This window comes from Xanthomonas sp. F1, from assembly GCF_014199855.1.
This window is the reverse complement of sequence record NZ_JACHOK010000001.1, coordinates 436862-459782: the sequence shown is the minus strand read 5'-3', so window position 1 is coordinate 459782 and position 22921 is coordinate 436862. Positions and strand designations below refer to the sequence as shown.

At 68.0% G+C, this 22921-nt stretch carries 18 protein-coding genes; 4 read left to right on the top strand and 14 right to left on the bottom strand.

Annotation, left to right across the window (positions count from 1 at the left end; genetic code table 11):
- The first annotated feature begins 155 nt into the window (after positions 1-155).
- From GGR71_RS02035 to GGR71_RS02025, 3 genes are all read left to right on the top strand, one after another.
- Positions 156-1220: a pectate lyase family protein gene (locus tag GGR71_RS02035; RefSeq protein WP_160959997.1), complete on the top strand. Its 1065-nt coding sequence runs from the start codon at positions 156-158 to the stop codon at positions 1218-1220.
- Positions 1221-1681: 461 nt separating this feature from the next.
- Positions 1682-3940: a methyl-accepting chemotaxis protein gene (locus GGR71_RS02030; protein ID WP_160959999.1), complete on the top strand. Its 2259-nt coding sequence runs from the start codon at positions 1682-1684 to the stop codon at positions 3938-3940.
- Between the two features lie 789 nt (positions 3941-4729).
- A complete protein-coding gene (locus GGR71_RS02025; RefSeq protein ID WP_160960002.1) occupies positions 4730-6991 on the top strand; it encodes a methyl-accepting chemotaxis protein in 2262 nt (753 codons plus the stop codon).
- 178 nt (positions 6992-7169) lie between these two features.
- Here GGR71_RS02025 and GGR71_RS02020 read toward each other — a convergent pair whose 3' ends face one another.
- Positions 7170-7652 (bottom strand): hypothetical protein, encoded by a 483-nt coding sequence (locus GGR71_RS02020; protein ID WP_160960005.1) that lies wholly within the window; start codon positions 7650-7652, stop codon positions 7170-7172.
- A gap of 516 nt (positions 7653-8168) precedes the next feature.
- On the opposite strand from GGR71_RS02020, the gene GGR71_RS02015 reads away from it, so the two are divergent.
- Positions 8169-9545 (top strand): amino acid permease, encoded by a 1377-nt coding sequence (locus tag GGR71_RS02015; protein ID WP_184451595.1) that lies wholly within the window; start codon positions 8169-8171, stop codon positions 9543-9545.
- Positions 9546-9934: 389 nt separating this feature from the next.
- Here GGR71_RS02015 and GGR71_RS02010 read toward each other — a convergent pair whose 3' ends face one another.
- The 13 genes from GGR71_RS02010 to GGR71_RS01950 form a co-directional block, all read right to left on the bottom strand.
- On the bottom strand, positions 9935-11203 hold the full coding sequence (locus tag GGR71_RS02010) for an arsenic transporter (protein WP_160960011.1): 1269 nt from the start codon (positions 11201-11203) through the stop codon (positions 9935-9937).
- A gap of 489 nt (positions 11204-11692) precedes the next feature.
- On the bottom strand, positions 11693-12142 hold the full coding sequence (locus GGR71_RS02005; protein ID WP_160963858.1) for a hypothetical protein: 450 nt from the start codon (positions 12140-12142) through the stop codon (positions 11693-11695).
- 262 nt (positions 12143-12404) lie between these two features.
- The gene (locus GGR71_RS02000) at positions 12405-13223 is read right to left on the bottom strand and encodes a carboxylesterase family protein (RefSeq protein WP_160963860.1); all 819 of its coding nucleotides are present in this window, start codon (positions 13221-13223) and stop codon (positions 12405-12407) included.
- 222 nt (positions 13224-13445) lie between these two features.
- Entirely contained in the window at positions 13446-14804 is a 1359-nt protein-coding gene (gene mgtE, locus GGR71_RS01995) for a magnesium transporter (protein ID WP_048492449.1), read from the bottom strand.
- A 626-nt stretch (positions 14805-15430) separates the two neighbouring features.
- Positions 15431-17149: a phosphoenolpyruvate--protein phosphotransferase gene (ptsP, locus tag GGR71_RS01990; protein WP_160963864.1), complete on the bottom strand. Its 1719-nt coding sequence runs from the start codon at positions 17147-17149 to the stop codon at positions 15431-15433.
- Between the two features lie 58 nt (positions 17150-17207).
- Positions 17208-17477, bottom strand: a complete 270-nt coding sequence (locus tag GGR71_RS01985) for an HPr family phosphocarrier protein (protein WP_010344110.1) — start codon at positions 17475-17477, stop codon at positions 17208-17210.
- Positions 17470-17862 carry a PTS sugar transporter subunit IIA gene (locus tag GGR71_RS01980; protein ID WP_048492448.1) on the bottom strand — a complete coding sequence of 131 codons (393 nt, stop codon included), beginning with the start codon at positions 17860-17862 and terminating at the stop codon, positions 17470-17472. The genes GGR71_RS01985 and GGR71_RS01980 overlap by 8 nt, the downstream gene beginning before the upstream one ends.
- A 157-nt stretch (positions 17863-18019) precedes the next feature.
- On the bottom strand, positions 18020-18610 hold the full coding sequence (locus GGR71_RS01975) for a hypothetical protein (protein WP_160963892.1): 591 nt from the start codon (positions 18608-18610) through the stop codon (positions 18020-18022).
- A 50-nt stretch (positions 18611-18660) separates the two neighbouring features.
- Positions 18661-19539: an RNase adapter RapZ gene (rapZ, locus tag GGR71_RS01970; protein WP_160963866.1), complete on the bottom strand. Its 879-nt coding sequence runs from the start codon at positions 19537-19539 to the stop codon at positions 18661-18663.
- A complete protein-coding gene (gene hprK, locus GGR71_RS01965; RefSeq protein WP_160963868.1) occupies positions 19536-20486 on the bottom strand; it encodes an HPr(Ser) kinase/phosphatase in 951 nt (316 codons plus the stop codon). Before hprK ends, rapZ begins: the two co-directional genes overlap by 4 nt.
- Positions 20483-20935, bottom strand: a complete 453-nt coding sequence (locus tag GGR71_RS01960; RefSeq protein WP_160963870.1) for a PTS sugar transporter subunit IIA — start codon at positions 20933-20935, stop codon at positions 20483-20485. The genes hprK and GGR71_RS01960 overlap by 4 nt, the downstream gene beginning before the upstream one ends.
- Before the next feature lie 21 nt (positions 20936-20956).
- The gene (gene hpf / locus GGR71_RS01955; RefSeq protein ID WP_152236581.1) at positions 20957-21274 is read right to left on the bottom strand and encodes a ribosome hibernation-promoting factor, HPF/YfiA family; all 318 of its coding nucleotides are present in this window, start codon (positions 21272-21274) and stop codon (positions 20957-20959) included.
- Positions 21275-21322: 48 nt separating this feature from the next.
- Positions 21323-22786, bottom strand: a complete 1464-nt coding sequence (locus GGR71_RS01950) for an RNA polymerase factor sigma-54 (protein WP_160963872.1) — start codon at positions 22784-22786, stop codon at positions 21323-21325.
- Positions 22787-22921: the final 135 nt, after the last annotated feature.

The following is a 22921-nucleotide window of genomic DNA, read 5'->3' as shown; positions in this document are numbered from 1 at the left end:
CGGCGAATGGAGTGTGGGGTTCCAGTTCGGCGTCGTGGCGATTGCGTAGGCCGCGGCGCGCATTCCAAGAATGCGCCGGCCCCCACGCCCCCGTGCCGGCGCATGCGCACACTGCCATGCGCTTTGCACTCATCGCGACAGATGGGAGAGACATCATGCAGCAGCAGTTCCGCAGGGGCGCACTGGCGCTCGCGCTGACCATGGGCGCCAGCCCGGCCTTCGCCGGCCCGGTGGGCTATGGGGCCAATACCACCGGGGGCGGCAGCGCCATCCCGCTCAACGTGGCCACGATGGAGGCGATGCAGACGGCGATCGACAACTACGCCGGTTCCGGCGGCCTGGTGCTCACCTACACCGGCAGCTTCAACTACGCCAGTATCACCGACGTGTGCGCGCAATGGAAACTGCCGGCCAAGACCGTGCAGATCAAGAACAAGCGCGACATCACCATCAAAGGCGCCAACGGCTCCTCGGCCAACTTCGGCGTGCGCGTGGTCGGCAACGCGCACAACGTCATCATCCGCAACATGACCATCGGCCTGCTGCCGGGCGGCGAGGATGCCGATTCGATCTCGCTGGAAGGCAATTCCAGCGGCCAGCCGTCCAACATCTGGGTGGACCACAACACCATCTTCGCCTCGCTGACCAAGTGCCCCGGCGCCGGCGACGCGTCCTTCGACGGCGGCATCGACATGAAGAAGGGCGTCAACCACGTCACCGTCTCGTACAACTACATCCACGACTACCAGAAGGTCGCGCTCAACGGCTACAGCGACAGCGACACCCAGAACGCCGCCGCGCGCACCACCTACCACCACAACCGCTTCGAGAACGTGGAATCGCGCCTGCCGCTGCAGCGGCGCGGCTTGAGCCACATCTACAACAACTACTTCAACAACGTCTTCACCTCCGGCATCAACGTGCGCATGGGCGGCGTGGCGCTGATCGAGGCCAACTACTTCGAGAACATCAAGAACCCGGTCACCTCGCGCGACAGCAGCGAGATCGGCTATTGGGACCTGATCAACAACTACGTCGGCAGCGGCATCAGCTGGACCGCACCGGAGAGCACCAGCAAGCCCTACGCCAACGCCACCACCTGGATCTCGTCCAAGACCTATCCGGAGCCGCTGGGCTATCTGTACACGGCGATCCCCGCCGCGCAGGTCAAGGCCAAGGTCATCGCCACCGCCGGTGCCGGCACCAACCTGGCCGAGTGAGACGCGCTGCCTCCGCGTGCCATGGCGCGGAGGCCGTCGTTGTCCTGTTATATATCCGTCACAAAATGTGTGCCGTTTGCGGCATTTGTAGGGCGCAGCGCGAAAACCCCAAAATGGTGCGTTCGTTGCTGCGTTCTTAGCCTGGGAATGGTACGGGCGCCATTGTTTCACGTGGATTTGACGCCATTGGGCGTCTTTTGCGGCTTGCCGGTGCCGCCGTACACGCTGCGGTCACGATGCTGAGGGGCTTCAAAAAGTGTGCTCAGTTACGCATCAAGAATCGCGCGCGGCCGCCGCTACATAAAGCGAGTCCCCGCACGTGACATCCCCGATGCGGTCGGTGCTGGAAGTGTCTTCGTCTTCTTCTCCGTCGCATCGCGTCCGGGCTTTTCGCCTGGCAGTGTCGTGCGCGATCCCAGGTCGTGACGGGGGCTCCCCCCCTTTCTCACTTGGTACCCCCCATGATCGGTTTCCTGCAACGCTACAACGTCGGGACGCGGCTTGCCTGCGCCTTCGGTGTCCTCATCCTGTTGTCCTGCACCCTCGTCGGCGCTGGCCTGCTGACGTTGAAACAGTCACGCGACATGATGGATACCATCGTCAATCGGCGCATGCAGATCCTCGACTACACCGGCGAAATGCGCAACGCGAGCTCGCTGATCGCGATCAACCTGCGCAACATCGTGCTGCCGACCACCCGGGAAGAGAACGAGGGCTTCGCCAAGGTCGTCGACGAGCAGCGCCGCTATTACGGCGAGATCCACGACAAGCTCTACGCGATTCCCAATACCAGCCCGGTCGGCGTGCAGATGCGCAAGGCGATCGACGATGCGTATGCGCGTACGCGTGTCGCCAACCAGGAGGTGCTGGATCTGGGCATGCAGGACAAGGACGCGGAGGCACTGAAGGTGCTGATGGCCCAGGCCGCGCCGTCCACCCAACAATGGCAGGAGGCGCTCAGCGTCTATGCCAACCGGCAGCGCGAGCAGGGCGCCAAGGCGTATGCGAACGCCGAGGCAGCCATGGATCGCGGCCGTGCCTTGTTGATCGCAGGCGGCGCCATCGTGGTGATCGTCAGCGGCCTGCTGGCCTGGCTGATCACCCGAAGCCTCACCGTGCCGCTGACGCGCGCCACCCGCGTCGCCGAGGCGATCGCCAACGGCAAGCTCGACAACGACGTGCGCACCGACGCCAGGGACGAGACCGGGCGGCTGCTGGTCGCGATGCAGGGCATGCAGCAGCAGGTCGGCAACCTGATCGGCGCGCAGTTGGAGATGGCCAAGCGCCACGATGCCGGCGAGGTCAGCCACCGCATCGAAGCGCAGGCCTTCCCCGGCGACTACGGACGCATGGCGGCCGAGACCAACGCGCTGGTGGCCTCGCACCTGGCGGTGAAGACGCGCCTGGCGCAGATCATGGGCCGCTACGCGATCGGCGACCTGTCGCAGGACATGGACCGTCTCCCCGGCGAAGAAGCGGTGTTGAGCCAGACCATGGACGAGGTCAAGGCCAATCTGTCGGCAATGAACGGGCAGATCAAGCAACTGGCCACCTCGGCCGCCGACGGCGATTTCAGCGCGCGCGGCGACGCCGAGCGCTTCCAGTACGACTTCCGGCTGATGGTGGAGAGCCTGAACCAGCTGATGGCCACCGCCGACGGCAACCTGCAGGCGCTGTCGACGCTGCTGCAGGCGATCGCCGCGGGCGATCTGACCGCACGCATGCACGGCGATTTCCGCGGCGTGTTCGCGCAGATGCGCGACGACGCCAACGCCACTGCCGAACAGCTGGCCGGCATCGTCGGCCGCATCAAGCACTCGGCGGTATCGATCAATGCCGCGGCCACCGAGATCGCCGCCGGCAACGACGACCTGTCGCGCCGCACCGAGCAGCAGGCCGCCAGCCTGGAAGAGACCGCCGCCTCGATGGAGGAACTGACCTCCACCGTTCGCCAGAACGCCGAGCACGCGCGCCAGGCCAATCAGCTGGCCGCCGGCGCGGCCTCGGTCGCCGCGCAGGGCGGCAGCGTGGTCGGCCAGGTGGTGACCACCATGAGCGGCATCGAAGCCTCCTCGAAGAAGATCGGCGACATCATCTCGGTGATCGACGGCATCGCCTTCCAGACCAACATCCTCGCGCTCAACGCGGCGGTGGAGGCGGCGCGTGCCGGCGACCAGGGCCGCGGTTTCGCCGTGGTCGCCAGCGAGGTGCGCACCTTGGCGCAGCGCTCCGCTGCCGCCGCCAAGGAGATCAAGAGCCTGATCGACGATTCGGTGAGCCGTGTGGCCGAAGGCTCGGCCCTGGTCGACCAGGCCGGCAAGACCATGACCGAGATCGTGACCTCGGTGCAGCGCGTCACCGACATCATGGGCGAGATCTCGGCTGCGTCGCAGGAGCAGTCGGCCGGCATCGAACAGGTCAACCAGACCGTGACGCAGATGGACGAGAGCACGCAGCAGAACGCGGCGCTGGTGGAAGAGGCCAGTGCGGCGGCGCGCTCGATGGAGCAGCAGGCGGTGGAACTGAGCCAGGCGGTGGCACTGTTCAAGCTGGATGCCTCGGCGGCCGCGCCGGTGGTGCAGGCACCGCGTCATCCCACCAACGCGGCACCCGCAGGCAAGCGCAGCGTCCGTGCGGTGGCGGCCGGGCCCACGCCGATGCGGCGTGCGGCGCAGCCCGCTGCGGCGCTGGCGCTGGACAAGGATTGGCAGGAGTTCTGAGCCGCGCCGCGTGCGGTATCGGGCGGGCGGTGCGATGCGCGCTGCCCGCTCCGCGCAGGCCGGTCGCCTTGCTGCCGGCGCCACGTGACGCCGATCCGGCGCCTGCCGGTGCAGTCGATATGCCGTGCCTGCGAGGGTACGGCACTCTTGTTTCTAACGGACCAGCCACGCTGTCCCGCGCACCGTGGCGGCCCTCGACACTGCTGCCCTGGCGCGCACGTGTCTCCGCGTGGGCGTGTTGCCTGCCTGATTCATCCATTGGCTGCAGCGCGCGAGCGCAGCGTGCGTCAGGGGTGACGTGCGCGCTTTGCACGACTGTGCCGCGCGCCCTTCGCATGCCCCATCTCCCTGCCGATGCTGCGACGTGACTGCGATCGCATTCCGTGCCTGCGTCGCGCGCTTGGGCATGGGCGCGCCAGGGCCAATCAGAAAATTTCTTCCATCTCTCGCGCTTTCACCGCAAGCAAGTGCTATGCCGGCAATTGCAATACAACGTGCACGCGCTTTTCACGCAAAACCGCCGGTCCGACCGACCCGCGCATGCGCCCTCGACACCCCTGTCATCTGCCTGAGGGTGTTCAATAAATTCCCTGCAATCGCCTCTCAAGTCCCTCTCCGTGGCGCCGTTACATCGCCCGCACATTGAGCGGGACGCGTCATCAAGCGTTTGATTCTAAACGCTTTTTCACGGTTTGTTCATCCTGTTCCATGCGGGCGCGCAACGGCTGGTCGGCGTGCGTGGTCCGGGGCATTCCATTGCCTCTCTCATTCCCCCAAACAGGCATTTCCATGATTGCATTCCTCCAGCGCTACAACGTCGGTGCCCGGCTCGCCACCGCGTTCGGCATCCTCATCCTGCTGTCCTCGGCGCTGGTCGTCGCCGGGCTGCTGACCCTGTTCCAGGCGCGCGAACGGCTGGACGGCATCGTCAACCGCAACATCGCCGCGATCCGCGCCTCCAGCGAGATGCTCAACGCCAGTTCGGTCGTGGCCATCAATGTCCGTAACATCGTGTTGCCCACCTCGCAGGAAGACAACATCCGCTTCGCCAAGGTCGTCGCCGAGCAGCGCGCACGCTACCAGGAGGCACGCAAGCGGGCGGGCGCCATTCCCAGCGGTGCGCAGAGCCAGGCCGTGCTGGAGGAGGTCGATCGCGCCCGGCAGATGACCGTAGACGTCAACAACCGGGTGATGGATCTGGGCATGCACGACAAGTCGGACCAGGCGCTGGCCCTGCTGCTGGCGCAGTCCGCGCCGCTGACCCAGAAGTGGCAGGACGCCATCGCGCGCTATGCCGACCTGCAGGCGACGCGCAGCAGCGAAGCCTACGCGGCCGCGACGACCGCGATGGCGCGTGGCCGCACCATGCTCATCGCCGGTGGCCTGGCGGTGGTGCTGGTCAGCAGCGTGCTGGCCTGGATGATCACCCGCAGCCTCACGCTGCCGCTGGCCCGCGCTACCCGCGCCGCCGAAGCCATCGCTGACGGCCGCCTGGACAACGACGTGACCACCGAGGCGCGCGACGAGCCCGGCCGCCTGTTGCTGGCGATGGGACGCATGCAGCACCAGTTGCAACGCTTCTCCCGCGAAACCACGCTGATGATCGAGCTGCATGCCGACAAGGACATCAGTCACCGCATGCCGCAGGATTTCCCCGGCATCTATGGCGAGCTGAGCAAGGGCATCAACACCATGATGTTCGAGCACCTGGACGCCATCGTCGAGGCGGTGGAGATCCTCAACGAGTACGCCAACGGCGACCTGCGCCGCGACGCGCGCCGCCTGCCCGGCAGCCGCGCGGTGCTGCACGAATCGATGGATGCGGCCAAGACGAGCTTGCTGGCGATCAACACCGAGATCAAGCGCCTGGCCGCTGCGGCCGCCGCCGGCGACTTCAGCGTCCGTGGTGACGCGGCGCACTTCCAGCACGATTTCCGGCTGATGGTGCAGGACCTCAACGCGATGATGGAGGTCAGCGACCGCAACCTGGGCAAGCTCTCGGCCTTGCTGCAGGCCATCGCTGCCGGCGACCTCACCGCGCGCATGCATGGCGACTTCCATGGCGTGTTCGCGCGGATGCGTGACGACGCCAACGCCACTGCCGACCAGCTGACCGGCATCGTCGGCCGCATCCAGAGCGCCGCCATCAGCATCAATGCCGCCGCCAGCGAGATCGCCACCGGTAACGACGACTTGTCGCGCCGCACCGAGCAGCAGGCGGCAAGCCTTGAGGAAACCGCGGCCTCGATGGAAGAGCTGACCTCCACCGTGAAGCAGAACGCCGAACACGCGCGCCAGGCCAACCAGCTCGCCAGCGGCGCGGCGGCGGTCGCCTCGCAGGGCGGGGCGGTGGTGGGTCAGGTGGTCGAGACCATGAGCGGCATCGAAGCGTCGTCGAGGAAGATCGCCGACATCATCGGCGTCATCGACGGTATCGCCTTCCAGACCAACATCCTGGCGCTCAACGCTGCAGTGGAAGCGGCACGTGCGGGCGAGCAGGGCCGCGGCTTTGCCGTGGTCGCCAGTGAGGTGCGCACCTTGGCGCAGCGCTCGGCCAACGCGGCCAAGGAGATCAAGACGCTGATCGACGATTCGGTGACGCGCGTCGCCGAAGGCTCGGCGCTGGTCGATCGGGCCGGCAACACCATGCAGGAGATCGTCGCCTCGGTGCAGCGCGTCACCGACATCATGGGCGAGATCTCGGCAGCGTCGCAGGAGCAGTCGGCCGGCATCGAACAGGTCAACCAGACCGTCACCCAGATGGACGAAAGCACGCAGCAGAACGCGGCGCTGGTGGAAGAAGCCACGGCGGCCGCACGTTCGATGGAGCAGCAATCGGTGGAGCTGACCCAGGCGGTGGCGCTGTTCAAACTGGAGGGCGCGCCTGCTGCCGCGCCGTCGCCAGCACCGTTGCCGTCGCGTGCCAGGAATGTCGCGCCGATGGCCACGCGCAGCCCGCGCCCGCTGGCTACGGCCGCGGCTGCCCCGGCACGCCGCGCGCCGTCGTTCGCGGCGGCGGTGGCGCTGGACAAGGATTGGCAGGAGTTCTAAGTCGCAACGGTCCGGGACCGGGACTGTTGTTGCGCTTGTGCGGCCGCCTTCTTTGTAAGGCGGCCGCCCACGTTGGGCGATCGGGTGATCGGCGACGTGGCCCGATTCGGGTGCCAGCGGCCGCCGGCCATTGGCCACGTCGCGGCCGCAGGCTGCGGCCGCGACGCACAGCTGGCGCTTACTGCGGCGGCTTGGTCTGCGGGCTCTTGATCACGTACGAGGTGATGTACTCGCCGTTGGAGCCGTAGACCACCACGATGGTGGTGTTGGCATCGCGGTAGACCACGGTCGCGTTGCACGGGCAACTCGCCGCGGCGGTGACCATGCCCAGCGGCTGGTTCTTCGCGTCGTTGACCGCGATCATCTGCTCCTCGGCAGCGGTGCCGATCGGCAGCCGTGCCTCGGTGCCCGGCGTGGCGGTGAGCACGGTGATGACCTCGTCCTTCAACGAGTTGATCTGCACGAAGCGCAGGCCGGCCTTCTCGAACGTGTAGACCTTGAACAGCGGCGACAGGCTGACGTTCTTCTTGCCGATGGGCAGGCGTTCGCCCATGCCTTGAATGGCATCGGCGGCGTTGAGCGGTGCGCGCTCGGCGGCCTGCAGGCAGGGCGCGGCCAGCGCGGCCGCCAGCACCGTCAGGGTCAGCAGCGGTTTGATCATGGTGTCTCTCCTTGTCTGGATGTACGGACCTGTACGCCATGGGACGAGCGGCAGCCGTGGTCCTTTCCGGCCGGAGCGCTCGCAACGGGCCGTCTCCCGGTCCGTCGCCGCCCGCCTTTTCCGGGCTCCGCGTGCACGCCCTCATCGGCAGGTACGGGGATAGGAGATTCGGTGGACGTCGAGTTCAGTATTTCTGACGTTAGTATCGCTGTCAATATGCAGAATCAACGGGATGCAGGAAAGTCGCCGCTTGGTTGCATGTAAGGTGATTCCGTACTTTGCACCACCCGGATGGTGCCGCCGCGTTGCCGGGCGAGCGGCGATGCCACGACAGTGTTCACCGGCAGGGAGTGGGCGGTGCCCGCCACGAGCGCGTGCGCGGATCCGCGCTGCGTTGCAGCAGCCACGCGGCGACGGCGGGCCGATCTGCGGTTGCAGGCGGCCAAACACGCGCGCGGCCGCACGCCACCGCCCTCAGCCTGTATCGTGTCGCGTTTTCCGCACCCGACCGAGCCGATGCCGCATCCGTCCGCGCCTGTCCCGCCTGCCGCCGCACCCGTCCTGCGCCACGCGCTGAAACCGCGGCAATTGATCATGATGGGATTGGGCAGCGCGATCGGCGCCGGCCTGTTCCTGGGTTCCGGCGTCGGCGTGCACGCGGCGGGTCCGGCGGTGCTGATTTCCTACCTGGTCGCTGGCGCGCTGGTGATCATCGTGATGAACGCGCTGGGCGAGATGGCGGCGGCCAAGCCGGCCAGCGGCGCGTTCTCGGTCTATGCCGCCGACGCGATGGGGCCGACCGCCGGTGCCACCGTGGGCTGGCTGTGGTGGTTGCAACTGGTGATCGTGATCGCCGCCGAGGCGGTCGGCGCGGCCGGTCTGCTGGCGACGGTGTGGCCGGGCTTGCCGGTGCCGTTGGCCGCGATCGCGTTCATGGCCGCGTTCACCGCGATCAACCTGCTGGGCGTGCGCAACTTCGGCGAGTTCGAATTCTGGTTCGCCATCCTCAAGGTCGCGGCGATCGTCGGTTTCATCCTGGTCGGCATTGCCTTGCTGGCCGGTTGGTTGCCCGGGGTGGCCTCGCCGGGCCTGTTCAACGTCACCGGCAACGGCGGCTTCGCGCCGAAGGGCATGGCCGGCATCGGCGCCGCGTTGCTGGTGGTGGTGTTCGCCTTCGGCGGCACCGAAATCGTGGCGGTGGCCGCGGCCGAGACCGCCGACCCGGAGCGCAGCATCGCCCGTGCCATCCGCACCGTCGCCTGGCGCATCCTGGTGTTCTACATCGGCTCGCTGAGCGTGATCATCGCGGTGGTGCCGTGGCAGAGCGAGGCGCTGAGTTCGCCGTTCGCCGCGGTGTTGCAGGTGGCCCGGATTCCTGGCGCCGCCACCGGCATCACCCTGATCGCGGTGATCGCGCTGCTGTCGGCGCTCAACGCCAATCTGTACGGCGCCTCGCGGATGATCTTCTCGCTGGCCCAGCGCGGCGAAGCGCCGCGTGCGCTGGCCGCGTCCAGCCGCCAGCAGGTGCCGTGGCTGGCGGTGCTGGCCAGCGTGCTGTTCGGCTTCGTCGCCGCGGTGCTGGAACTGCTGTATCCCAACCGGGTGCTGCCGGTGTTGCTGAACATCGTCGGCGCCACCTGCCTGCTGGTGTGGACGATCTCGCTGCTGTCGCAGTTGATCCTGCGCGCGCGCGCCGACCGCGCCGGCACCCGCCTGCCGTTCCGCATGCGCGGCTATCCGGTGCTCACCGTCCTGGCGCTGGCGATCCTGGCGCTGATCTTCGGCCTGCTGGTGGCATCGCCGGACACCCGCACGCAGTTCCTGTCGATGGCGGCGCTGACCGCGGTGATCGCGTTGATCAGCGGCGTGGCGCGCCGGCTGCGCGCGGGGTAGGGGGCGCGCTCCAACGGTGGCGGCATGCCGTTGTGGGAGGGACTTCAGTCACGACGCGTGAGGGTGTCGGACGGCGTTGGGCTTCGCTCGTCGCGACTGAAGTCGCTCCCACAGGGGGGGCTTGGCGCGCGTCAAGTGTGCTGCCGTAGCGGCAGCGCTTGTTGCTTTTCATGGATCGACCGCGGCCGATGTCCGCGGTAAGGCCTGTCGCGGCTGAAGCCGCTCCTACAGGGGAATCCTGCGAGCTGTCGGTGCCGTCGTAGGAGCGGCTTCAGCCGCGACGCGTTGCGATGGAAGGCGCTGTGGCCGACCCGCGGTCGCTGCATGCCAGGCCTAGCGCCCGTCCCGGGCGCCTGGCCATGTGCAATCACCCAATGCACCCGCGCTACTCAGCCCAGCAGCAGGCGCGCGCCCAACGCGCACAGCAGCGCCGGCGGCATCACCAGCGCGCCGACCTTGAGGAAGCGCCAGAAGCCCACGTCCTCGCCTTCGCGGCGGATCGCGGTCAGCCACAGGATGGTCGCCAGCGAGCCGGTGATCGACAGGTTCGGGCCCAGGTCCACGCCGATCAGCAGCGCGTCCACCACCAGCTGCGGCGGCTGCGCCTGGGCGACGGTGGTGCTGGCGATCAGGCCGGCCGGCAGGTTGTTCATCAGGTTGGAGCCGAACGCCAGCAGGGTGCCGGCGATGCCGGCGGTGGCCTGCGGCGAGTGCGCGGCGGCGTCGGCCAGGGTGCGTGCGAGCAGGCCAATGACGCCGGTGCGCGACAACGCCTCCACCAGCACGAACAAACCGGCCACCAGTGGCAGCACCGACCACGACACCGCCCTGGCCATCGGCAGCGGCGACTGCCGGCCGCCCAGGCAGACCACGCCGAGGGTGGCCAGGCCGGCCAGGCAGGTCGGCAGGCCCAGGTCCAGGCCCAGCGCGGAGACGCCGACCAGCAACACGGCGGTGGCGAGGATGCCGACCAGGGCGAAGGTGCCGCCGCGGGTCAGCGGCACCGTGTCCACGCGCGCGGCGCAGCGGCCGGTCAGGTCCTTGCGCTCGGCCCAGCGCAGCATCACGAAGGTCACCCCGATCGCCAGTAGCGACGGCAGCGCGAACGCGGCCATCCACGCGCCCAGCGTCGGCATCTGCCCGCCGTACAGCACCAGGTTGGCGGGGTTGGAGATCGGCAGCACGAAGCTGGCGGCGTTGGCGATCAGCGCGCAGGCGAACAGCAGCGGCAGAGGCTTGGCCCCGGCCTTGCGCGCGGCCGCGTACACCGCCGGGGTCAGCACCACCGCGGTGGCGTCGTTGGACAGGAATGCAGTGACCACGATGCCGACGCCGAACACCAGCGCGAACAGGCGCTGGGTCGAGCCCTTGGCCAGATTCACCGCATGCATCGCCACCCAGTCGAACAGGCCTTCGGCGCGGGCGGTTTCCGACAGCAGCATCATGCCGATCAGGAACAGATAGACGTCCAGGCCCTTCAGCACCGCCTGCCAGGCCTCGCCGCCGGGCATCAGCCCCAGCACCATCAGCAGCAACGCCCCGCCCACCGCCCAGCACGCCTCGGGCAGCTTGAACGGCCGCGCGATCACCCCGGCGGTGGCCAGTGCGCAGATGCCCCAGGTGGCGAAATTGGCCGTATGCGCGCCGGGCATGCTCATGCCGCCGCCGCCGTGCGGGCACCGTGGCGCGCGCGCGAGGGGGCCGCAGGGGCAGGGCAGGGGAGGGCGATGGGGGAGGGCGCGGGCATGGGGCGTCGGGCAGCGGAGTCCGAGGGGCGTGCAGGATAGCAGCGGGGAAGGCGCAACCCAGGCCTACACGCGCGACCTGGCGCTCGCGGTTTAGCTTGCGTAGACGCGCACGGCGTGGCGTGTTTGCACGTTGGCCTCGCGACGCTATGTGACGCGACGCGACGCGACGCGATGCAGTGCGGTCGGCGCGCCGCGCATGCCGCGGAACGGACGGCCGCTTCCTCGGCACGCGCGCCAGCGCGCGTCGCATGCCAGTAGGCGAGTGGCTGGCATCGTCCTTTGCCAGCCGCGATCGTGGCTGATTCCGAATGGCGCGGTGCGAGACCTCCTTGACGCTCGTCCGCTTCATCGTGAGTGTGCCGCCGTGCAACGCCTGGCACGCGCTGCGCCGCGGGGCCGTCATCCCAGATGGCGCGCAATCCATCCTTGCACGAATGCCACCGGCCCGATCCGTGGCGGCGGCGTCAGCCCGGCGCTGCGCACGAAGCCGGTGGCGGCTTGGGCCAGTGCCTGATTGGCGCGGCGCAGGGCCTGCTGCGCGGCCGCCTGCTGCTGGCGCAACTGCACCAGATGCAGCGAGGGCCGCCCGGGCGGCGCGAACTTCTGGTCGCGGCGCAGCGCGTCGGCGGACAGGCCGGTGGCCTGGGTGGCGTGGTCCACGGCATCCAGCGCATCCAGCACCTGCAACAGCCAGCGTCCGCTGTCGCTGAGCTGCAGTGCCGCGGGGGCGTCGCGTGCCGGCACCAGCAGCGGTGGAATCGCCGCGCCGGCGATCGTCGCGGCGCTCGGGTCCAGGCCGCGCAGGCGGGCGTGGAAAATGGACTGCGATGAGGGAAGGGCGGTGGCCATGCCTAACCTGTGCACGAAAGCGCGGACTGTACGCGGTTTGGTGGGGTGCTGTGGCCCGGCTTGCACAGCCTGGCGTGGCCGTGCGCCGCGTCGCATGCCGAGCGCGGTGGGCTTTTTTTTGTGGGAGGGATTTCAGTCCCGACGCGGTTGGGGTCAGGCGTCGGGACTGAAGTTCTCCCACAAGGATGTGGCGTAGGACTGAGGGCGAAACGCCGCAAGCGCACGCTTGCTATCCGATCGCGCAGCCTTTCCTGGAAACGGCTTACTTGTCGGCAGTTGTCTCGTTGCCGGTGTCGCTGCGCTTCTGCGCGAACAGCCACTGCCACATCTTCGGATCGCGGTAGGTGGCGTCCCAGGCGTTGTGGTTGCCCTGCGGATATTCGGTGTAGCGTACGTCGGCGTCGAGGTTCTTGAACGCACGCACGATCTTGCGGTCGTCGTGCGGCAGCACCACGTCGTCCTGGGCGCCGTGGAAGATCCACACCGGCACGTGCCGCAGGCGCTGCGCCAGCGCGCTGTAGGGATCGGCCAGATAGGCCACCGGCGTCACCACCAGGTATTCGCGGTCCTCGTGCGGGGACAGGATCGCACCGCAGATCGGCACCAGCGCGGCGAAGCGCTGCGGCTGCTTCAGGGCGATCTCCCAGGTGCCGTAACCGCCCATCGACATGCCAGTCAGGTAGGTGCGTTGCGGGTCGCCGTTGAACTCGGCGCTGCTGTCGTCCAGTGCCTGCAGCGCCATGGTCGCGTTGGTGCCGTTCCACTCCTCGCCGTCGGGCGCCTGTGGCATCACCACCAGGGCCGGGAAATCGGCCAGGTGGCGACGCAGGTACGGACCCAACCCGGACGTGGTCTGGTCGCGGCCATCGTCGCCGCGCTCGCCGGAGCCGTGCAGGAACAGCACCACCGGCACCGGGCCCTGGCGATGCGCCGGCGCCGGCACGAACACCTGGTAGCGATAGACACGCCCGTCGAGGGTGAGCTGGCGGCTGACGAAGTGGCCGGTCGCCGGGTTGCTGGGCAAGCTGCTGCATCCGACCATCGACAGGCACAGCAGAAGCAGCAACGAACGCATCGACATGGCCGGCCCTCGGATGGGAAGGCCGCAGTATCGTGGGCTGGGCCACTCCACGACAACCCGGGCAGGGGCGGCGGACATGCGCCAGTCAGCCGCCGGCCACAGTGCGTCCTGGCGCGGCGGGCCTGCCGTGCAGGGGGCGGAGGGCGGTGTCGGATGCGCGCCGGTCGCAGTTGCCGCTGCGTGCGGTGGACCGGCGAGAACCGCCCCGCCGCACGAAACGCCCTACAGCAGGACCAGGGTGGCCAGGCCGAGGAAGCTGAGGAAGCCCATCACGTCGGTCAGCGTGGTCAGGATCACCCCGCCGGCCAGCGCCGGATCGAAGCCCAGGCGCTTGAGCGTCAAGGGCACCAGCACGCCGCCCAGCGCGGCGGTGAGCAGGTTGATGGTCAACGCCGAGCCGATCACCAACGACAGCAGGGGCTGCTTGAACCACAGCAGCACGATCAGGCCCAGGCCCACGCCCAACGCCAGGCCGTTGATCAGCGCCACCGCCAGTTCCTTGCGCAGCAGCACGATGACGTTGGAGGCGCCGATCTGCCCCAGCGCCAGGCCGCGCACCATCAGCGCCAGCACCTGGGTGCCGGCGTTGCCGCCCATGCCGGCCACGATCGGCATCAGCGCGGCCAGCGCCACCAGCTTGGCGATGGTGCCTTCGAACTGGCCGACCACGCTGGAGGCGATGAAGGCGGTGCCGAGATTGATCGTCAGCCACAGCAGGCGGCGCCGGAATGCGCGCCGCACCGGGCTGAACAGGTCCTCGTCCTCGTCCAGGCCGGCGGCGCTCATCGCCTGGTGCTCGGCCTGGTCGCGGATGATGTCGACCACGTCGTCGATGGTGATGCGGCCGAGCAGGATGTTGTTGTCGTCCACCACCGGCGCGGAGATCCAGTCGTGGTCGGAGAACTGCCGCGCGACCTCGTCGGCGCCTTCGCCGACGTCGATGGCCGGCTGCTCGTCGTCGATCAGCCGGTTGATCGGGGTGGAGTCCTCGTGGGTCACCAGCGCCGCCAGCGACACCCGCCCCAGGTACTGGTGGCGGCGGCTGACCACGAACAGGTGGTCGGTGTGGTCCGGCAGCTCGCCGCGCAGGCGCAGATAGCGCAGCACCACGTCGACGTTGACGTCGGCGCGTACGGTGACCACGTCAGGATTCATCAAACGCCCGGCGCTGTCCTCGGGATACGACAGCACCTGCTCGAGCCGCTCGCGATTCTCGCGGTCCATCGACTTGAGCACTTCGTCGATGACCGTGTCCGGCAGGTCCTCGACCAGGTTGGCGAGGTCGTCGATGTCCAGGTCTTCGACCGCGGCGACTATTTCGTCCGGGTCCATGTCCGCGAGCAGGCTCTCGCGCACTTCCTCGCCGACGTGGACCAGTACCTCGCCGTCGTCCTCCGGATCGACCAGCCCCCACACCACCTCGCGCTTGCCCGGCGGCAGCGACTCCAGCAGGTTGCCGATCTCCGCCGGCGCCAGCGTATTGACCAGCCGCCGCACCGGACCCAGGCGCCCGCTGTCCAGCGCATCGGACAGCATGCGCAGCTGCCGCGCGGTCTTGTCGTGGCGGACGGCGTCGGCCATGCGCTGCTCCCTTCGGTAGAGGCCGCGCTCCGGAGAAACGCGGTCGGTCAGATGTTCATCCCAACATTATCGCCTGCATGTTGCGGGAAGCACAGTGTTGGTGGAGCCGGGAGTGGGGAATCGGGAATCGGGAATCGCAAGTGCAGAGCGAAGAAGGCTCAGTGCGTGGGGAGAAAAGCCAGGGAGCAGGAAGCGAGCAGCTGCTCTTGGGGAGGTGGGCGAGAGGCAAAGGGCAGGGTGCAGGACCAGGGGAGCAGGGGAATAGGCAGCACGGAGGAGGAAAGCAGAGAGCAGAAGCAGGAAACAGAAAGCAGAAAGCCAGGGAGAGGGATGCTGATGGGAATGACGCATCTACGCAGGCACGTGGACGACGGCTTTTTTGTGGGAGGGACTTCAGTCCCGACGCGATAGAGGATCAGGCGTCGGGACTGAAGTCCCTCCCACAAGGATGCGACATGGGTGAAGGGGTGTGGAGGCGAGGATTGGTCCTGGCCTGCGCGCGGCGGCCCGGTCTTCTGTAGGAGCGGCTTCAGCCGCGACAGGCGGTGCCGACCAATCTTGTCATGCTTGAACTTGTCGCGGCTGAAGCCGCTCCTACGCGATGCAACGTCGCAACACGCGCGGAACTACCCGATCGCGCAGCCCAGCCAACGCTCGATGCCCTTGCGGTCGCGGGCCTGCAGCAGTTTGGTGCCGCGCTGGCGCAGCGCCTGCAGGTCGGTGTCGCGGATCACCTGGCGCACTTCCAGCATCGTCGCCGGGTGCAGGCTGAACTCGCGCAGCCCCAGGGCCAGCAGCATCGGCGTCAGGGACGGGTCGCCGGCGATCTCGCCGCACACCGCCACCGGCTTGCCGTGGGCCTGGCCGGTGGCGATCACCTGCGCGATCAATCGCAGCACCGCCGGATGCAGCGGCGAATACAGTTCGGCCACGGCCTCGTTGTTGCGGTCGGCGGCGAGCAGGTACTGCACCAGGTCGTTGGTGCCGATCGACAGGAAGTCGATGGCGTCGATGAAGGTGTCCAGCGCCAGCGCCGCCGCCGGCACCTCGATCATCGCGCCGAGTTGCACCTGCTCGGCGATGGCGTGGCCGTCGCGGCGCAACTGCGCGCCGATGCGCTTGAGATGCCGGCGCATCGCCAGCAGCTCCTCGCGCGCGCTGACCATCGGCACCAGCACCCGCACCGGGCCGTAGGCGGAGGCGCGCAGCAGCGCGCGCAACTGCGTGTCGGAAACCTTGGGCCGGGCCAGCGACAGGCGCACGCCGCGCAATCCCAGCGCCGGGTTTTCTTCATTGCTCATGGTCAGGCCGGTACGGTCGGCCTTGTCCGCGCCCAGGTCCAGGGTGCGGATGGTCACCGGCCGCCCGCTCATGCCCAGCACCGCGTCGCGGTAGGTATGGAACTGTTCTTCCTCGTCGGGCAGCGCGTCGCGCTGCAGGAACAGGAACTCGGTGCGGTACAGGCCCAGGCCGTCGGCACCGAGTGCGTGCGCGCGGGTGACGTCGTCGCGCGACTCGGCGTTGGCCAGCAAGGTGATGTCCACGCCATCGCGGGTGCGGCTGGGCTTGGAGCGCAGCTTGCCCAGGCTGCGCTGCAGCTTGGCCTGCTCGCGCACGCGGCTGCGATAGTCGCGCAGGTCGTCCGGGGTCGGGTCGACCAGCACCGCGCCCTGGGTGCCGTCGATGATCAGCACGTCGCCATCGTTGATCTTCTGCAGCGCGTCGGCGACGCCGACCACCAGCGGCAGGTGCAGGCTGCGCGCCAGGATCGCGCTGTGCGACAGGCTGCTGCCGGCGCTGGTGACGATGCCGACCACGCCCTGCGCCTGCAACTGCGCCAGTTCCGACGGCGCCACGTTCTCGCACACCAGGATCTCGCCGGCCAGGCCCTCGCTGTCAGGCTGGCGCTTCTGCAGGAACGCATGGATCCGCCCGATCACATGGTCCAGATCGTCCATGCGGCTCTTGAGGTAGGCGTCTTCCATGTCGTCGAACACGGTTGCCAGGCGGTCGCGCTGCAGGCGCAGCGCGTAGTCGGCGCTGTAGCGGCCGGTGCGGATCAGTTCGTCCAGGCCGTGCAGCAGTTCCGGGTCGTCGAGCAGCAGCGCATGCAGGTCGAGGAATTCGCCGACCTCCTTGGCCAGGGCGCCGTGCAGGCGCTGGCGCAGGCCGTGCATCTCCTCGCGCGCGGCGTCCACCGCACGGTGCAGGCGATCGAGTTCCTCGGGGATCTGCGCAGCGGCGATGCGTTGCTCGGCCACCTCCAGCGCATGCGGCAGGCGTACCCGCGCCCGGCCCAGGGCATTGCCGCGCGAGGCGCCATGGCCGGCGATGCGCACGCTCACCGCGCGTGCCCCGTGCGGCGGCACCGCGTCCCTGCCTGCGGCCGCCGGCGGCGCATGCTCAGCTGTCCTCGTCGAAGCGCCGCTCGAACAGGTCGACCACGGCCTTGAGTGCCTCGGCTTCGTCGGCGCCGTCCACCCGCACCGTCACCGGCGTGCCCTGCGCGGCGGCCAGCAACATCACGCCCATGATGCTCTTGGCGTTGACCTCGCGGCCCTTGGCCGCCAGCGTGGCGTTGCAACGGAACGAGGACAGCGTCTGCACCAGCTTGGCGGTGGCGCGGGCGTGCAGGCCGAGGCGATTGGAGACCAGCAGTTCGCGTTCAAGCATCGTCGATCACCACGCCGTTGCGCGAGCCGGCTGCCGCGGTCGCAGGCAGCTGCTCCAGTCCTTGTTCGGGATAATTCATGATCCGCAGCAGCATCGGCAGGCTCAGCGCCGAGACGCGTCGCACCGGCGTGCCCAGGCGCGCCAGCCGTGCGGCGAGATTGCTCGGGCTGGCGCCGTACAGATCCGTCACCACCAGTACGCCATCGCCGTCGTCCACCCGCCGCAAAGCCGCCGACGCCTGCGGCAGCAATGCGTCGAGGTCCGCGTCGAACGGCACCTCGAAGGCTTCGGTTTTCAGCGGCAACTGCCGCAACAGCCGGGTCGCCACGCTCAGCAGCGCAGCGCCGATTCCAGGGTGGGTGATGAGGAGAATGCCACAGGCCATGGGAGAACGTTAACAGGTCAGGCAGGGCGCAGGGAATGGGTAGAGCCTCTGCCAGCAAGCGATGGCGGCCACGGCCCGGCGAGAAACGCATTCGCTTGGCATGGGATTGCGCCGCCTGTGTTCCAGACGCGGCCGCTCCCGGTCGTTGGGCATTCGGTCAACCGTCCAGAATGCCGGTCAGCGCGTTGATCGCGGATGTCAGCGATTTGCTGTTCTTGTCTTCGGATAGCTGCGTAAAGCGTTCTTGGAGGGGCGACATCGACCACCATAGCCAGGAGCCGTCACTAAGACCGTCTACAGGTTTCCATTGGTACTTCTTGTCCTTGCTCCTGAGCTCAATTTCGTAGAGGCCATTTTGATGCCTTAAGCGGCAGCAACGCAGGAAACGAGATGGAGAGTGGATGTTCTGCGGGTTCTCGGCGCTGGCGTTGACGGAGACAAGGACGATTTCGCCAAAGATCCTTACCTGCTCCGCCACGCTATCGAACAACGACTTGTCCCATACGCTTCGATACTTGACTTCGACCAGAAACTTTTCCGTCTGCTCCCGATTCATTACTGTGAAATCGGGCAGGTGGCTCAGTGCATCGGGATAGCCCAAGCGCAAATAGTCCAGCGTCGTCATGCAAGACAGTTCCCGGATGACTTTCTCGATGCCTGAATCGATAACCCGATAGCCTGCATCTTCCAGCAGTGCCCTGATCATGCCCTCGGTCATTTCCTTTTTGATCCGATTGCCGAATTCCATGCGATTGTTCGATTCCATATCGGGCCTGCGTTCTGGTTGGCGGGTGCGCCTCAATCCTGCTCGCGATGGAACGTCGCCACTTCCGGCCAGCCCTGTTCGCGGGCGTGGCGGGCCAGGCGTTCGGCCAGGTACACCGAGCGGTGCTTGCCGCCGGTGCAACCGAAGGCGATGGTCACGTAGCTGCGGGTGTCGTTGCGCAACCGCGGCAGCCAGGTATCGAGGAAGTCGATCAGTTGCGCGGTGTAGCGCTGCACATCCGGTTGCGCGTCCAGGTACTCGCGCACGCCGCTGTCGCGGCCGGTCATCGGCCGAAGCTCCGGGTCCCAGTGCGGATTCGGCAGCACCCGCGCATCGAACACGAAATCCGCCTCGGCCGGGACGCCGCGCTTGTAGGCGAAGGACTCGAACAGCAGCGACAGCGTGTTCTCGGCGGACAGCGCGAACTCGGTGGTGACCCGCCGGCGCAGCTGGTGCACGTTGAGCGCGCTGGTGTCGATCACCGCATCGGCCGCCTCGCGTAGCGGCTCGGTCAGCGCGCGCTCGCGCTCGATCGCTTCCGGCAGCGACAGGCCCTGGCGCGACAGCGGATGGCGCCGGCGGGTGTCGGCGTAGCGCTTGATCAGCGCCTCGTCGTTGGCGTCGAAAAACAACAGCCGTGCATCCAGGCCGAACTGCGCCACCGCCTCGCGCCAGCGCGAGAGCTGGGTCAGGTCGCTGTGGCGGCTGCGCACGTCGATGCCCACCGCCAGCTTGCTGGGGCCGGCATCCTCGCGCACCAGGCTCTTGACGAAGGCCGGCAGCAGTTCCACCGGCAGGTTGTCGACGCAGTAGTAGTCCAGGTCCTCGAAGGTCTTCAGCGCCACCGACTTGCCGGAGCCGGACAGCCCGCTGACGATGACCAGGGTGGAGGTGTTGGCGCCGGCGGTCATGGGGTGCGCCGCTCCAGCAGATTGCTGTGGCGGGCGATGAACATCGCCGCCGGGTCGATGCCCTTGGTGCGCAGGATGTGCAGGCGCGTGGCGGCTTCGGTCAGCACCGCCAGGTTGCGGCCGGGCATCACCGGCAGGGTGATCAGCGGCACGTCCAGGTCCAGCACGTGGCGGGTACCGGAATCGCCGGTGAGGCGCTCGTAGCCGTGGGGCGTGGGCTCGGTCATGGGCCGGGTCAGGTGCACGATGAGCCGAAGGTACTTGTTCTTCTTTACAGCCGTGTCGCCGAACATCTCGCGTACGTTCAGCACGCCCAGCCCGCGCACCTCCAGCAGGTCCTGCAGCAGTTCCGGACAGGTGCCGTCGAGCACGTCGGGGGCGATCTGGGTGAACTCCGGCGCGTCGTCGGCGACCAGGCGGTGGCCGCGGCTGAGCAATTCCAGCGCCAGCTCGCTCTTGCCCGAGCCGGCCTCGCCGGTGATCAGCACGCCGATCGAGTAGATCTCCATGAACACGCCATGCAGGATCACCCGCGGCGCCAGCGTGCGCGCCAGGTGGTAGGAGAGGTGATTGAGCAGTTCGTGGCCGCGCTTGGGCGAGACCCACAGCGGCGTGTCGGATTCGTCGGCGGCCGCGCGCAGGTCTTCCGGGCACGACTGGTTCTTGGTGACCACCAGCGCCAGCGGCCGCACCTGCACGATCTTCTCGATGGTCTCCCAGCGCTGGCGCGCGTCCAGCGAGTCCAGCCAGGCCAGTTCCTCGGTGCCGAGGATCTGCACCTTGTTGGGGTAGATAGTGTTGAGATAGCCGGCCAGCGACGGGCGCCGTGAGACCGCGTTGCCTGCCTCCAGCACCCGGTGTTCGCCTTTGTGCCCGGCAATCCAGCGCAGGCCCAGGCGGTCGCGCTGCTGGTCGAACAGTTCGCGTGCGTCGATGCTGGTGTTCATGCGGCGGCCCGTGGCGCGCCGCCGAGCAGCGCATACAGCGCAGCGGCATCCGGCGCGTTGCGCAGGGCGTCGCGGAACTCTTCGATGGAGAACTGCTCGGCCAGTTCGGACAGCAGCATCAGGTGTTGGTGCGTGTAGTGCGCCGGGACGGCCATGGCGAAGATCAGGTCGACCTGGGTGCCCTGGCCGTCGAAATCGATCGGCTGCAGCAGGCGTAGGAGCGCGCCGCGTGGGGCGTCCAGGTCCGGCGCGCGGCCGTGCGGGATGGCGATGCCGTGGCCGATGGCGGTGCTGCCGAGCTGTTCGCGCTCGCGCAGGCTGGCGAAGAGTTCATCGGCGCCGGCCTGCTGGCAGGCCAGCAGACCGGCGGCGGTGTGCAGCAGGGTGTCGCGATCGGCGGCCGGAAGCACCTGGGTGCTGACGGCCGCCATCAGATCGGTCAAGGGCATGGCGGCGCAACGTGGGGAGGATCACGCGAGATTGTCGCGCACCTCGGCCGCATGGTGGTCGTGCTTCTTTTCCTTGTGCTTGATGATCAGCCGGTCCAGCTTGTCGGCGAGCAGGTCGATCGCCGCGTACATGGTCTGTGCGGTGGCGTCGGCGTGCAGGGTGCGGCCGGGAACGTTGACCGTGGCCTCGACATGATGGTCGGGCTTGCGCAGCGCCAGCTGGGCGCGGACCTCGATGGTTTCCTCGTAGTGTCGCTTCAGCCGTTGCAGCTTGGTCTCCACATACTCGCGCAGGGCGGGGGTGACTTCGATCTGCTGGCCGTAGGTCTCGATACGCATCGGATACTCCTTGGTTCGGGTTTCACCTATGAACCATCGCCGCCGCCGCTAGCCGATCCGGACGCGTTCGTGGGAGGCGGAAATGTTCATGGCCTCACGATACTTCGCCACGGTGCGGCGCGCTACAGGGACGCCGGCACTTTTCAGCAGGTCGGCCAGCTTGGCGTCAGAAAGCGGCTTGCGCGGATTCTCCGCGTCGATCAGCCGCCGGATCATCGCCTGGATCGCGGTGCTGGACGCCTCGCCGCCGCTGTCGGTGTCGATGCCGGAGGCGAAGAAGGCGCGCAGCGGGATGGTGCCGCGCGGGGTGCGCACGTACTTGCGGGCGATGGCGCGCGAGATGGTGCTTTCGTGCAGGCCCAGTTCGCCGGCGATCTCGCGCAGGGTCAGCGGTCGCAGCGCCTGTTCGCCGAACTCCAGGAAGCCGGCCTGCTGCTTGAGCAGGCAGCGGGTGACCTTGAGCAGGGTCTCGCCACGCGCTTCCAGGCTCTTCAGCAGCCAGCGCGCTTCCTGCAACTGGCCGCGCAGATAGCCGGCGTCGCTTTCGCCGCACTGGCGGATCAGCCGCTCGTAGCCGCGGTGGATGGTGACCTTGGGCTGGGCGTGCGCGGACAGCGCCGCATGCCACACCCCGCGCTGGCGCCAGACCACGCAGTCGGGCACCACGTAGGTGTCGCTACCCAGTTCGCCGATCTGCTTGCCCGGGCGCGGGTCCAGCGAGCGCAGCAGCGCGACGGCGGTGTCGACCTCCGCGGTCGGTCGCTTGAGTTCGTGGGCCAGCCCGGCCACGCCGCTGCGCGGCAAGCGCTCCAGCGGGCCGTTGGCGATGGTGCGCGCCAGGGCCAGGCCCGGCGTGTCGGCAGGCAGGGTATCCAACTGCAGGGTCAGGCATTCGCCCAGGCTGCGTGCGGCGATGCCGGCCGGGTCGAAGCGTTGGATCTGGTGCAGCACGGTGAGGATCTCGTCCTCCTCGGCGGCGATGTCCGGGCGCAGGGTCTCGGCGATCGCGGCCAGCGGCTCGCGCAGGTAGCCGTCGTCGTCGAGCGCGTCGATCAGCGCCGCGCCGATGCTGCGGTCGCGCGCGGACAGCGGCGACAGGTGCAACTGCCACAGCAGGTGGTCGATCAGGGTGTCCGGCTCGGCCACGCGCTCGGCCGCGCTGCCCAGATCGTCGTCGTCGAACGACCCGCCGCTGCCGCCGCCCCAAGCCGGCTCGGCGTCCGCCCAATCGGCGCCGTCGCTGGCCGGTGCGGCTTCGCCGCGGTCGCCATCGCCGTCGCTGCGTGCCTCGCCTGCCGCATGGTCGTGGTCATGGCCATGGTCGGCGCCATCGCCGCGTTCGAACGCCGGTGCGGCGTCCTCGGACCATTCCAGCAGCGGATTGCTCTCCACCGCCTCGGCGATCTCCACTTCGAGCTCGGCGCTGGACATCTGCAACAGCTTGATCGCCTGCCGCAACTGCGGCGTCATGACCAGGTGCTGTCCCAGCGATGTCTGCAGCCGTGCTTTCATCCGTAGTGTGTACTCAGCAATGAAGCGGTTCTGAATCTTAGCGTTGTCTTGGAAGCATTACTTGAGGCGTTCTAATGGCTCCGGGTGGATGCCATTCGTGAAAAATCCCTTGACGGTAAATTCACGCTTGTGATA